12 protein-coding genes and 1 riboswitch are annotated in these 12,254 nt (G+C 51.9%); of the genes, 2 read left to right on the forward strand and 10 right to left on the reverse strand.

Going from position 1 to position 12,254, the window contains the following annotated elements; translation table 11 throughout:
- The 10 genes from F8N00_RS10680 to F8N00_RS10725 all read right to left on the reverse strand — a co-directional run.
- Positions 1–3,001 (reverse strand): AAA family ATPase (locus tag F8N00_RS10680; RefSeq protein ID WP_421018190.1); only part of this gene is annotated, 3,001 nt, incomplete at its 3' end.
- Positions 2,983–4,104: an exonuclease SbcCD subunit D gene (locus F8N00_RS10685; protein WP_336449287.1), complete on the reverse strand. Its 1,122-nt coding sequence runs from the start codon at positions 4,102–4,104 to the stop codon at positions 2,983–2,985. The genes F8N00_RS10685 and F8N00_RS10680, both read right to left, overlap by 19 nt.
- A gap of 136 nt (positions 4,105–4,240) precedes the next feature.
- On the reverse strand, positions 4,241–4,597 hold the full coding sequence (locus F8N00_RS10690) for a hypothetical protein (RefSeq protein WP_336449286.1): 357 nt from the start codon (positions 4,595–4,597) through the stop codon (positions 4,241–4,243).
- Positions 4,598–4,718: 121 nt separating this feature from the next.
- Positions 4,719–5,726, reverse strand: a complete 1,008-nt coding sequence (locus F8N00_RS10695) for a ThiF family adenylyltransferase (RefSeq protein WP_421018191.1) — start codon at positions 5,724–5,726, stop codon at positions 4,719–4,721.
- The gene (locus F8N00_RS10700) at positions 5,723–6,487 is read right to left on the reverse strand and encodes a thiazole synthase (RefSeq protein ID WP_421018192.1); all 765 of its coding nucleotides are present in this window, start codon (positions 6,485–6,487) and stop codon (positions 5,723–5,725) included. The genes F8N00_RS10695 and F8N00_RS10700 overlap by 4 nt, the downstream gene beginning before the upstream one ends.
- 2 nt (positions 6,488–6,489) lie before the next feature.
- Positions 6,490–6,690: a sulfur carrier protein ThiS gene (gene thiS / locus F8N00_RS10705; protein WP_058265252.1), complete on the reverse strand. Its 201-nt coding sequence runs from the start codon at positions 6,688–6,690 to the stop codon at positions 6,490–6,492.
- Positions 6,687–7,631, reverse strand: coding sequence for an FAD-dependent oxidoreductase (locus F8N00_RS10710; RefSeq protein ID WP_058713597.1), 945 nt, complete (start codon positions 7,629–7,631; stop codon positions 6,687–6,689). Before F8N00_RS10710 ends, thiS begins: the two co-directional genes overlap by 4 nt.
- Positions 7,628–8,221, reverse strand: coding sequence for a thiamine phosphate synthase (locus tag F8N00_RS10715; protein ID WP_421018193.1), 594 nt, complete (start codon positions 8,219–8,221; stop codon positions 7,628–7,630). The genes F8N00_RS10710 and F8N00_RS10715 overlap by 4 nt, the downstream gene beginning before the upstream one ends.
- Positions 8,222–8,303: 82 nt before the next feature.
- Positions 8,304–8,406: riboswitch (TPP riboswitch) on the reverse strand.
- Between the two features lie 56 nt (positions 8,407–8,462).
- Complete coding sequence (gene nagZ, locus F8N00_RS10720; protein ID WP_336449282.1) at positions 8,463–9,683, reverse strand: beta-N-acetylhexosaminidase; 1,221 nt, start codon at positions 9,681–9,683, stop codon at positions 8,463–8,465.
- Entirely contained in the window at positions 9,680–10,105 is a 426-nt protein-coding gene (locus tag F8N00_RS10725) for an OsmC family protein (RefSeq protein ID WP_023467853.1), read from the reverse strand. The genes nagZ and F8N00_RS10725 overlap by 4 nt, the downstream gene beginning before the upstream one ends.
- 190 nt (positions 10,106–10,295) lie before the next feature.
- Between F8N00_RS10725 and F8N00_RS10730 the strand changes: the two genes are divergently transcribed.
- Together F8N00_RS10730 and F8N00_RS10735 are read left to right on the forward strand one after the other, a co-directional pair.
- Positions 10,296–11,480, forward strand: a complete 1,185-nt coding sequence (locus F8N00_RS10730; RefSeq protein ID WP_336449281.1) for an MFS transporter — start codon at positions 10,296–10,298, stop codon at positions 11,478–11,480.
- Positions 11,481–11,607: 127 nt separating this feature from the next.
- Positions 11,608–12,096: a DoxX family membrane protein gene (locus tag F8N00_RS10735; RefSeq protein WP_055967289.1), complete on the forward strand. Its 489-nt coding sequence runs from the start codon at positions 11,608–11,610 to the stop codon at positions 12,094–12,096.
- Positions 12,097–12,254 lie beyond the last annotated feature (158 nt).

The raw sequence follows: 12,254 nt of genomic DNA on the forward strand, positions 1-12,254 counted from the left end.
CGACGACTAGTGCAATCGTCGACCCCGTTTTTCCTTGTTTGACCTCGATTTTTGCGTCAACTCGTGACTTCAATTCCTGGACGTGACTGATGATTCCGACCATGCGACCGCTCGCTTGAATCGAGAGCAACGTCTCGATCGCTTGTTCGAGTGATTCCGGATCAAGTGTTCCGAATCCTTCATCGATGAACATCGTCTCAAGCGATACCCCACCGCTTGCTTCTTGCACGACTTCCGACAATCCGAGCGCAAGCGCAAGGGATGCTTTGAAGCTTTCGCCACCGGATAACGTCTTGACGTGACGCGTTTGCGACGTGTACGCGTCAAAGACATTTAAATCAAGCCCATATTTCTTGAGTCCTTTTCCCGCCTCCGTTTTCCGTTCAAGCTGGAAACGACCAGATGTCATCTCGTGCAGATGCCGGTTTGCGGCGAACAGTATTTCATCGAAGTATGCCGTCTGGACGTACGTCTCGAATGTCATCCGTTGCGCATTCTCCCCGACACCAACGCGAGCGAGTTCGCCGATGACTCCGTATCTCGCATCCTCGTCCTCAATCTGGCGTTGCAAGCTTTCCCAAGCCGCGATCAATTGATCGATGTGTGCGCGTTCCTTCTCGAGCCCGACACGTCGGTCGGTCCGCTCCGTCAGTTCGAGCGACGACGTCTTCACATCCATCCGCAACTGTTCGAGATCCGGACGCACTTGACCTTCTGTCTTCAAACGGGCTTGTTCCTGCTTCAGCTTCAATTCCTGCCGCGCTAGACGATCTTGTTCCAAACGTTCTTGGAGGTGACGGAGTTCGTCACGAGACCGTCTCGCTTCACGGAAGGCTTCGATCGTCGGAAACGCTTCTTCTGCCAGGACTGCGTGTAATGCGTTTTCGCGGTTCGTTAATCGATCGTTTTGTTCAGCAGATGCCTCAGTCAATTGACGGAATCGACCTTGGTGTTCCGCGAAGTCACGATCGAGCTGTTCCTTCTCGCGTAATTGGAGTTGTTTGTCTTGTTTGAATTGCTCGATACGTGTTTCTGCCTGTTGTTGTTCCTCACGGAGTGCTGGTAGAGACTTCGTGGACTCTCCTGATTGACTCAGACGTCCTGTCAGATGCGCCAGTTCCGATTCGATAACGGTCCGGTCTTTGATCATTGCATCGACCTTCAGTTGCAGCTGGTCCATGGATTGCTCGAGTTGTAGCAGACGAGTCTCAAGACGCGCTTTTTCCGTCTGTGCTGCCGTTAATCGGGCTTCCGTCTGTTCGACTTCCCGAAGCTGTGCTGAAACATCCGCATGAGATGACTCGTTTTCACTCGTCTTTTGCATCTCGGTCGTCAGTTGCTGCAGACGCTCCGCAACCGTCCGGTACGAGGCTTGTAATTCTTGATGCGCTTGTTGGGCTTCAAGGAACCGCTGCTGTGCTACATCGACGGATAATTCCTTTGCGACGGCGACAGCATGATGTGGATGCGACGTACTGCCGCAAACCGGGCAAGCCGTTCCGTCTGTCAATCCTTTAGCAAGTTCAGCAGCCAGTTGTTCCCGTTCGTATCTACGCGCTTCTTCATACTGGCGCGCCGCTGCCTCTTTTTGATCCCGGACACTCGTGCCGCGGACGATCAGCTGTTGCCGTTCTGCTTCCAATTTGTCATGTTCCGCTATCTTTGTCGCTAGCTGTTGCAGGATGAAGCGCCGTTCTTGCACCTGTAAGCGTTCTGCTCCGACGTTTTGCAATGGATGCAATTGTTCTTGAATAGTCTTACGTTCTGACCGTGCTTGTTCGAGTTGCTTCCGTAATGGCTCTGGGTCCAAAAGCTTCAAACGTTCTACCAGTTGTTGCTGTTGTTGCCGTAAAGCCGTTTCTGCTTCCAAACGTTCGCGCTCTTCTTGAATCTTTTCGAGACGACGACTGAGTTGTTCAATCTGTGGTTCTTCCGCTAGCAATCGATCGACTTTTGCTTGAACGACCTCTTGTTGCTCTTTCAAGCGAGCGATGTGTTGTTCGGTTTCCTGTTTTCGACGTGTGAGTTGCGTCAATTGTTCTTGATCCTGCTGCCACTGGTCATAGATCGGTGCGACGATTTGAGCGCGTTCAGCCACCGTTGCTTCTTCTTGCATCTGTTTGATTTCCGGTAAGCGATCCAGTAGCAATTGTTCCGTCTGTTGAAGTCGCTCCTGCTCTTGGAAAACCGCTTCGAGTTGCTCGCCTTGCTGCAATTGCGTCGTTTTCTTCTCAACGATCGCACGAGTCTCTACTTCAGCTTGACGAGCAGCCGTTAACCATTCGTCCCGTTCCGTCGTCAACGCCTCCATCCGTAACCGGATGTCGCCTTCCGTCAACTCACTCCAGTTCGCTTGCACAGGTAGTTCCTCAAGCTTGGCCCATTGTTTCGTCTTCGTTTCCTTGATACGTGCCGCAAGATCGAGCGCTTGTCGGTGCAAACGTTGCTGGAACTCACCGTAATGTTCCGTCTTGAACAGCTGCTTAAGAATCTGCAGTTTGTCTTTTGACTCTGCCATCAACAGTTCGCGGAACTTATTTTGTGGCAACAACAAGATTTGCGAAAACTGTTTATGGTCGAGCTGAATCAGCTCTTGAACGCGTTGTTTGATTTCCGGAATCTTGACCGCAAGCGGTTTCCACGTCGTCCCGTCGAACCGAGCGAGCTCCGCTTCATGCGAATAACCGGTTTTATTGACCGGATGCGGTTGACTCGGTTGGCGGATGATCCGGTATCGTTCTCCTTTCAGCGTAAACTCCAGTTCAACTTCCGTCTTTTGCTCGGGCACGGCAAAATGACTTCGTAGCTCGCTCATTTCCCGCTCACCACCAGACGTTTCGCCATACAGGGCGAACGTCAATGCGTCAAAGATCGTCGTTTTCCCTGCCCCGGTATTCCCGGAGATGACGAACATCGTCCGTCCGGCAAGTGCCGTGAAATCAATCGTCTCTTCACCAGCAAACGGTCCAAAGGCACGTAATGTCAGTCGTTCTGGGCGCATGTCGCTTCCTCCTTCAGGACGGCTTGCATCGCTTCCGTCGGTTTCTTCTCACGGACCGCTTCATAGAACTCACTGAACAGGTCCGCAACGGACGAATCCTTGACCTGTTCCCGCGACGCCTTGACTGCCCGCGTACTCTCGCGGACGAATCCGATTCGCTCGAGGTGTAGGATGTTCGGATAGATTTTCTTCAGCTTGCCCATCGGATCCATCAAGGCTTCGCCGTCCGTTAGATTGATCTTTAAGTAATCGTCTGTTGTTTGTGTCGCGACGAATGCCGGGTCTGTCAGCTCAGTGAGACTTCCAGTCAATTCCCGCAAATCACGTTTTGGTGCAAGCGGTTCGAACCGACGATCGAACGTACCCGCATCGTTCAACGTCAACACATCGACCCCTTTGACATGATGGGCTTCCGAGAATGAATATTTCAAGAGCGATCCACTGTAACGAACCGTCTCGGATTGAATCGCAAGCGGATTGTGCAGATGACCGAGTGCCGTATACGTAAACGGTACAAATTGGCTCGCACTGACCTGTCCTGCTGTTCCGACGGACAATTGCCGTTCCGAATCCGTCTCGAGTCCGCCGATTACAAAGGCATGACCGACGAGGACACTCGGTCCGTCCGGACTACATCCAGCAAGGATCGTCCGCATCGCATCATCATGTGTCTTGATCGTTTCGTCCTTGTGTACGTACCGAACGGTCGCAGGATCCGCAAATGGCACCGGATAAAATGACACCCCTTTAATCGTGACCGGAGTAATGACCGGCGTTAGTTTTCCGACGAGGTGCAAACCAGCCCGTTGGAGTAACGTTGTTCCGAAACTCAACCGTTCGGCCGAATCGTGATTTCCACTGATCGCAACGACCGGGATATCCCGGTCAAGGATCAAGGAAGCGAGCGTCTCGTCAAGCAGTTCGACGGCTTCCGTTGGCGGCACGGCGCGGTCGTATAAGTCACCTGCAATGACGATCGCATCCGGTTGTTCGCGGTCGACGAGTGCCAAAAAATCGGCTAGGACCGCTCGCTGGTTCTCGAGCATCGACTCGCCATGAACGATTTTACCGAGATGCCAATCGGCAGTATGTATCCATTTCATCTTCATCACACTCACTTTTTGAATATAGTAGCTTAAGTGTAGCATGCGAGCGTTCGTTCTGCGACGAACATCCGTTTGGAACACAAAAAGCAGGAGACGAATGCCTCCTGCTTTTTTTACTCTCGCGACGAATGTGTTATTTCGTCCGTTTTTTTCTAGAGCGTTGAACGGAACGAATCACAGAAACCGATCCGCCGATGATCGCACCGACGCCGACGACGATGCCTGTTTTAAATTTTTTGCCCGATTGTTCTGATTTATGCGTTGCTTGATTGTGTTCAAAAAGTTGTTGGAGGGGCGACGACGTCTCGACTTCGAGAATTTTCGATGCATCCTGATGCACGTCTTCTCTACGTTCGACACTACAAGGTGACAGATAGAATGGGTTCAAGTTCGTCCGGTACCGATCCGGATTCCAGTTGGCTTGCTGAACAACTGCTTGGGCGTCTTCCGTCTGTGCTTGATCCTTGATTGGATCGAATTCTTGTTTCATCTGAATCACTCCTCTTCACGTTCAAAACTTGTAGACCGATTTATGTCTGAAGTCTTATTTACCTGTTTTTCAAACATTTAAAACATATATATTTAAAATTAGTTTTACTGTTTTGTGAACGTTAGCCGAAATAGGCATGATAGAGCCGTTTCGCTTTGACGAGATCCGCCTCGCCATGAATCAGAACACGTCCATCTCGGAAAGCGACCATCCGATGTTCGTCCGTCGTAAACGCCAGCAAATATGGATTATGGGCGGAAATCGCAGCGACCGGCTGGAGACGTTGTTTCAACTGTTCCAGATCCCGCTGTCCGTCTCCGCGGATTTGAACGGCATCCCGACCGCACAGTGCCGTGAAACGAACCGTTTGATCCGATAAGTAAGGGTAGGACGAATCGATGCCGCACGACGGGCACTCCGTTTTCTTCAGTGACTGGACGTTAATTTGTTGAAACGTATTCGACCAGACATCAAACGCTAGCAAGCGCGTTCGCATGGCGTCCGTCTGTCCGCTCAGCCACTTCAATGCTTCCGTCACCTGTAAAGAAGCGACCATCTGTACAGCCGGTCCAATGATTCCAGCCGTATCACACGTCTCTTGATCTCGCGGTAATTGATCGAGTAGACAATGCAGACAGGGTGTCTCCCCGGGACGGACGGTAAACGTGATCCCGTAACTGCCGACACAACCACCGTAAATCCATGGAATCGAGCGCAATAACGCCATGTCGTTCATCAGCAAACGAATATCGAAATTATCCGTCGCGTCGATGATCAGATCGATATCATCGAGTAGCCACGTCAGCGCTGCCCGGTCGACGTCTACTACATGCGCTTCGATCGTCACCGTCGAATTAATCACTTCAAGCCGTGCTTTTGCGGCAATCGCTTTTGGTACGATGTGACGCGCATCCTCCTCGGTATACAGCTGTTGTCGTTGTAGATTACTCCACTCGACATAATCGCGGTCGACGATGCGGACGACACCGACACCGGCGCGGACGAGTTGCTCTGCCGACGCCGTTCCGAGCGCTCCCATGCCGATGATCAGTACCCTTGCTGATGCCAAGCGTGCTTGTCCCGCTTCCCCGATCGGTTGAAATCGAGTTTGCCGTGAGTAACGGTTCATCGAATCAATCCACTCGTTGGACTACTCGCGACCGCATACTGTTTCTTCTCGATACGTCCCGCTTCGTGCCCGAGGCGCCCTGCTTCGACAGCTAGTCGCATGGCGTGCGCCATCTTGACCGGATCTTTCGCATGGGCGACAGCGGAGTTCAATAAGACACCATCCGCTCCTAGTTCCATCGCATAGGCGACGTCGGTCGGTGAACCGATTCCGGCGTCGACGATGACCGGCACCGTCGTCTGATCGATGATGAATTGCAAATGGAGCGGATTGAGGATCCCTTGCCCGGAGCCGATTGGTGACGCCGCCGGCATGATGGCGTGACAACCGAGTTCTTCGAGTCGTCGTGCAAGGACGACGTCGTCCGACGTATACGGTAAGACGATGAAGCCTTCTTTAAGTAATTCTTCAGAAGCCCGCAACGTCTCGATCGGGTCAGGTAATAACGTCTTGTCACAACCGATCACTTCGACCTTAACCATGTCGCACATACCGGATGCCCGTGCAAGCTTCGCCAACCGTACTGCTTCTTCTGCTGTCTTCGCACCGGCCGTGTTCGGTAGTAGATCGTACTTCGTTAAATCAAGCGACTCGAGGAAATTCGCTTGTTGTTTATCAAAAATATCGAGCCGACGGACGGCGAACGTCAAGATTTGTGAGGCGGACGCATCGATTGCTTCTTGCTGTACCGTAGCATCCGTATATTTCCCTGTTCCGAGTAATAATCGTGATTCAAATGTCTTTTCTCCAATTTTCAGCATGTTTATCCTCCTCCTACGAAATGAACGATTTCAAATGTGTCATTGTCCCGAACGACCGTCTGACCGTACACCGTACGATCAATGATTTGTCGATTCTGTTCGACGATGACGAGCTTTTCCCCTAAGCCGAGTTGCGTGAGCATGTCCTCAATCGTTTTAATCTGTTCGATCGTGTGGTCATTGCCGTTAATCGTAATGTTCATCGGACTTCCTCCTTCTGAATCAACCGTAATGTATTTACCAAGACTTCCGCTGTCGCCGGTGCGAGTAATATGCCATGCCGATGATGCCCCGTCGCTAGGAAGATCCGACGGGATGAATCGGCGACTCCGATATATGGCAAGCCGGACGCCGTTTGCGGTCGTACACCGGACCAGACTTCTTCGATGACCGCGTCACGAATCGGTGGATACAGTCGTTCTGCTGCTTGAAGCAATGACGTGATTCCAGCGACACTGACACCGACCGTCTCGTCGTGCGGCAGTTCGGTCGCACCGATCAAAATCCGACCGTCTGCTTTCGGAACGAGGTAGCCGGCGTCGTCAAACAGAATCGAGCGTAACGGCTGACCCGCGAGACGGACGGCGAGACCTTCCCCTTTGACCCCATATGTCGCGATCGAAATGTCAGCTGTATCGAGCAAGGCTTGCGACCCGCGTCCGGCAGCAACCGTCACCGTTCGTCCGGTCCAGATTCCCGCATTCGATTCGATCCTAATGAAGTCATCGTTCTCTTCGATGCGTGTGACATCTACCTGTTCTTCAATCGATATGCCACGTGCGTGTAAGGCATACATCAATGCAGTCGTCAGTCGTCGTGGATCGATTTGACCGACAGCTGGAAACAGATGCTCGCGTCCTTTACGTTTTAACAAAAACGGTTGTTCCCGGTATCCACAATCGATGCCTGTTTCTCGCTCGAGTCGACGTGCAAGCAGTGGATACAGACGACGACTTCGCGCGGCAAGTGCATGCAATTCTGCTCTCAGCTCGATGTCCGTCGCAAGCATCCCGGCAGCTGCGCGGCTCGTTCCTCGTCCGCATGTTCCACGTTCTAAGACGACGACGGATTCATTCTGACAGGCGAGACCGTAAGCAAGCGTCAACCCGATGACTCCGCCGCCGATGATGATGTGATCCGTCATACGCGAACCCCCTGGTAACGCCTGATGGCGGCGAGTGGATCCGATTGACCGAGAATACCCGATAAGACAGCGATTCCGGTTGCACCGGTCGCTGCGATTTCAGGCATGCATTCTGGTGTAATCCCACCGATCGCAATGACTGGTTTCGTCGTGAAGGTGACGACTTGCTTTAATGCGTCGATCCCTCGTGGTGGCACGTCCGGCTTCGACGCTGTCGGATATATATGACCGTACAGCAGTCGGTCGGCTCCTTCCGCTTCTGCTGTCAGTGCCTCTGCTAGTGAATGGACCGATTTCCCGATGACGAGATTCGGAAAATGACGTCGCACATCGCGGACACGCAAGGAACGGCGCGTCAGCTGCACACCGATGCCGGCGACATGGGCGACGTCGACCCGGTCATGAACCGTTAACTGTTCAGGCGAATAACCATGCCCAAGGAGTGCTTCAATCAGATCAAGTAATTCTGCCGCCGATAAGTTCGGTTCACGTAGATGCAGCTGATCCGTATAGGGTTGAAGTGATTGAAAGGTCTTTATTTCGTCAAGCGGATGAATGGATCCCGTCGAAATCAGATGTAAACGCATCATGTTCTTCCTTTCCATACGAAAAAGGACCACTCCCGATGTTGAAGGGAGTGGTCCGAAAATGCGCTGAAGCGCTAAGGATATCTAAGGTTTCGAGCCACTTCCCTCCGCTAGTACGAACTAGATCAGGTTCAAAGGGTCCGGATACTTCCGTCTCAGTCTGCTGGGAGACTCCCCTAGTGTCTTTTCGTGTTTAATTGGCTTGCCCCATTAGTCTAGCATGAGTCGCTTTGCTTCGCTAGTCCTAGTTGAGCGCTTCCACTTGCTGAATCAGCTCCGATTTCGTCGGTCGCTGTTGCTCTTGGCTGTCGGCATACGTCTGCTTTAGCTTCAGGATGCGCATTACTTTAGCATCGAGCATCTCCGGCGTCAGCGTTTTGTCTTTGACGGCTTGCATCACTTCAGCATGAACTTTTGCGTAAGCACCTGCCTCTGAAAACATCGCCATATCAGCTCCATTGACGAGCGACTGACGTGCCGCTTCTGCGAGACCATATTGTTTCGTGATCGCCCCCATGACGAGATCATCCGTGATGATGACACCGTTGAATCCGAGTTGCTGACGCAAGAGGTCAGTCAAGATCGGCTTTGAGAGCGAGGACGGATTCGTATCGTCGTACGCGGGATAGAGAATATGGGCGACCATTACCATCTCGGCGCCCTCTTGGATCGCTTCTTTAAACGGTAACAGTTCCGTCCGCTTCAATTCTTCCTTTGATGCCGTCACTTTCGGTAGCCCGACATGGGAATCGACACTCGTATTGCCGTGACCGGGAAAATGTTTGACGACCGGAATCGTTCCCGTCTCCTGCATCCCGTGCATCAGGGCCGTACCAAGCGTCGCGACAGTATTCGGATTAGCACTTAACGCACGGTCGCCGATGATCGGATTGTTCGGATTACTGTTGACGTCAAGGACCGGCGCGAAGTCCATGTTGAAACCATAAAATTGTGACAAATGTCCGAGCGTACGTCCGACGTCTTCCATTTTCACTTCATCTGCTCCTTGCGCTATCCGTTGACTCGTCGGTAACCGTAATCGTTGATCCGGTACCCGGCTGACCCGTCCGCCTTCTTCATCAATCCCGACGAACGCATACGGTTTTTGGTTCGTCTCTTGAATCGCACGCGTGAACGTCAAGAGTTGCTCTTCCGACGTAATGTTTCCGCCGAGCAGTAAGACCCCGCCAATCGCATGCGTCTGTAACAATTTCCGGTCAGCTGCTGAAAGTTCTGTGCCGGCGACTCCGATGTAGAGCAGTTGATCGATCTTTTCTGACGTCGACATCGCTTTAAGTTGCTGCTTTAGTTTTGCTTGTTGTCGTTCTTCTTTCGTCGGCTCAGGCTTCGGTTTCTTTTCTTCTGTCGGTTGCTTCGTTTCCGGTTGTGATGGTTTCGTTGGTTCCGTCGTCTCCTGTGCACACCCTGCAAGCAACAGACAACCGATCAGTACAACTTTCTTCACAAAGGATCCTCGCTCCGCACACCATTGATCGAATAATAGACGGAAATCTCAGCGTTCAAGGATTGCGAGACCGAACAATATTTATCCTTTGATAACGAGATGGCGCGACGGACCTTATCTTCCGGGAGATCACCTTCAAGCCGGTAATGAATCGAGATCGACGTAAAACGCCGCGGATGGTCCTCTGCCCGTTCTCCTTCGATATCCATTTCGAAATGGGTGATCGTCAAGCGCATCTTCTCTAAAATCGAGACGATATCAATTCCAGTACAGCCGGCAACGGCATGTAGTAGCAGTTCAGTTGGTCGTGGCGCTTGGTTTTCACCACCGTTTTCGGGTGCTGCGTCCATCGCCAGATGATGCCCTGATTCCGTCTGTCCACTAAACCCCATCTGTTTGTTCCATGTCACTGTTGCTTGCATCGTTTCCACTCCTTTATAAGTAGTCTTCTTCTGTAGTATACGCAAAAAACAGCAAGCCTGGAAATTCACACGCTATTTCGAATAATGGTTCTTTTCCCGAAATCTCGCTTTGCGATACCCGACGAAATCGTTTCATGCTATCCTGTTACTCATAGTTTCGCGCGCAAGCGCTAGAATTGAGGAATCATCCATGTCACCTACTACTCGTTTAAGTCGACGCGATTGGCTCTTGATCGCCACGTTGTCGCTCCTGACGTTCGTTCTCGGAACAAGCGAATTCGTCATCGTCGGGATCCTCGCTGAAATCTCCTCAGCCCTTGATATCACGATCGCAACAGCAGGTACGCTCGTTTCAGCCTTTGCCATCTCCTTTGCAATCGGTACACCGATCGTCATGTCGCTGACCGGTCACCTGGAACGGCGTCGTCTGATCCTACGTCTCTTACTCGCCTGGGTCTTGCTGAACCTTGCCAGTAGTTTTGCTCCAAGTTACGAAGTGTTGCTCGCAACCCGCATTCTGACAGCGATCCTGACCGGCGTCTTGATTTCACTCGCGATGGTCGTCGCAAGTGACGGTGTGCCTGTCGCAAAACGCGGTGTCGCCGTCTCGTTCATTTTCGGTGGTTTTACACTTGCGAACGTTCTCGGTGTCCCGATTGGTACGTTCATCGGTCAACATGCTGGCTTTGAAGCCACGTTCTGGCTGACAACAGTCATGGGATTGATCGCGTTCCTCGCCGTGTGGAAAATCGTTCCGGTCCAACAATCGACGGGTTCCGGTTCAATCAAGGAGCAGCTTGGACTGCTCGCCAACCCACGGATCCTGATCGCTTTCTTTATTCCATCGTTCGGATTCGGGGCAACCTACGTCGTCTACACGTACCTTGTACCGATCCTGCAAACGGAACTCGGGATTGCGAAGACGTGGATCAGTCCGATCCTGCTCGCTTACGGCGTCGTCTCGATCTTCAGTAACATCCTTGCCGGTAAAATCGCCAGCAAAAATCCGATGGGACGCTTACGGTTCGTCTTCGTCGTGCAAGCAATCGTCCTTGCTGCATTATACTTCACGACAGCATCCCTTCCGCTTGGTCTGTTCAACATCGCCTTGATGTCGTTGATGTCGATTTTACTGACGACTTCGACACAAATCTATTTGATTGACCTCGCTGAAAAGTTCAATCCAGAAGCAAAAGGACTCGCCGCTTCATTGATGCCGGTTGCGAGTAACGTCGGGATTGCTTTTGGTTCGGCACTCGGTGGCATCGTCTATGCGAACGGTCCGATGATGAACACGGCACTCGTCGGTGGACTAGTCGCGCTCGTTGCTGCTTTATTAACTACAATCAGTCATCGCCTCGATCAACGGTCATGAAACCGTTACCTTACCCTTTTTTGTAACAGGTCGATGACGGTTCGATGACGTTATGATGATAGTCCCCATCTCACTGATGATTTTTCAGTATGATGGGGACTATGTTGTAGTAGAGGAGTGTCTGAAAGTGAAAGCATTACACATCATCGGTCTCGGTCTGTTGACGATCATCCGACTCTGGCTCGGAATCCAGTGGTTCATCGCTGGAATCGGTAAGTACATCAATGGCTTCGATGCACAGCCGTTTCTCGAAGGAGCGCTCGCGAAGTCAGCTGGCGAAGACGCACTCGTCAGTTCCTGGTATGCGACGTGGATCGAGCAACTCGCCTTACCGAACGTCGGGCTGATCAACGCCTTGATTCCGTTCGCGGAACTCGTCGTCGGGATCCTGTTGATTCTTAGTCTGTTGACGGTTCCTGCACTGGTCGTCGGTAGTATCATGAATCTCAATTACTTACTCGCTGGGACGATTGCGTTGAATCCAGTATTCTTAGCAGCATCAATCGCATTACTTGCTGCAGGACGCTTTGCGTATCACATCGGCATCGATCACTGGATCATCCGCTGGTATCGCTCGTCGCAGCAACCGCATCCCCTAGACCGGATTCCGGTCTAACGAAATAAAACTCTCCCGCGCGGGGAGAGTTATTTTTTTTGTTGCTCGAGAATCGTCTGTTGTGTCGGAACCCCGCCGACTGAGACTGTCCGCTCGAGGAACAGATAAGGTTTACCATCAACTTCAAAGCGACGGTCACCGCTGTCTCTTATACACAT

The organism is Exiguobacterium sp. A1_3_1, from assembly GCF_048985645.1.
Taxonomy (GTDB): domain Bacteria; phylum Bacillota; class Bacilli; order Exiguobacteriales; family Exiguobacteriaceae; genus Exiguobacterium_A; species Exiguobacterium_A indicum.

Coding starts and splice junctions, on each gene's coding strand:
- F8N00_RS10685 (WP_336449287.1), bottom strand. CDS start 4,104: ATGAAATGGATACATACTGCCGATTGGCATCTCGGTAAAATCGTTCAT.
- F8N00_RS10690 (WP_336449286.1), bottom strand. CDS start 4,597: ATGAAACAAGAATTCGATCCAATCAAGGATCAAGCACAGACGGAAGAC.
- F8N00_RS10695 (WP_421018191.1), bottom strand. CDS start 5,726: ATGAACCGTTACTCACGGCAAACTCGATTTCAACCGATCGGGGAAGCG.
- F8N00_RS10700 (WP_421018192.1), bottom strand. CDS start 6,487: ATGCTGAAAATTGGAGAAAAGACATTTGAATCACGATTATTACTCGGA.
- thiS (WP_058265252.1), bottom strand. CDS start 6,690: ATGAACATTACGATTAACGGCAATGACCACACGATCGAACAGATTAAA.
- F8N00_RS10710 (WP_058713597.1), bottom strand. CDS start 7,631: ATGACGGATCACATCATCATCGGCGGCGGAGTCATCGGGTTGACGCTT.
- F8N00_RS10715 (WP_421018193.1), bottom strand. CDS start 8,221: ATGATGCGTTTACATCTGATTTCGACGGGATCCATTCATCCGCTTGAC.
- F8N00_RS10725 (WP_023467853.1), bottom strand. CDS start 10,105: ATGCAAGCAACAGTGACATGGAACAAACAGATGGGGTTTAGTGGACAG.
- F8N00_RS10730 (WP_336449281.1), top strand. CDS start 10,296: ATGTCACCTACTACTCGTTTAAGTCGACGCGATTGGCTCTTGATCGCC.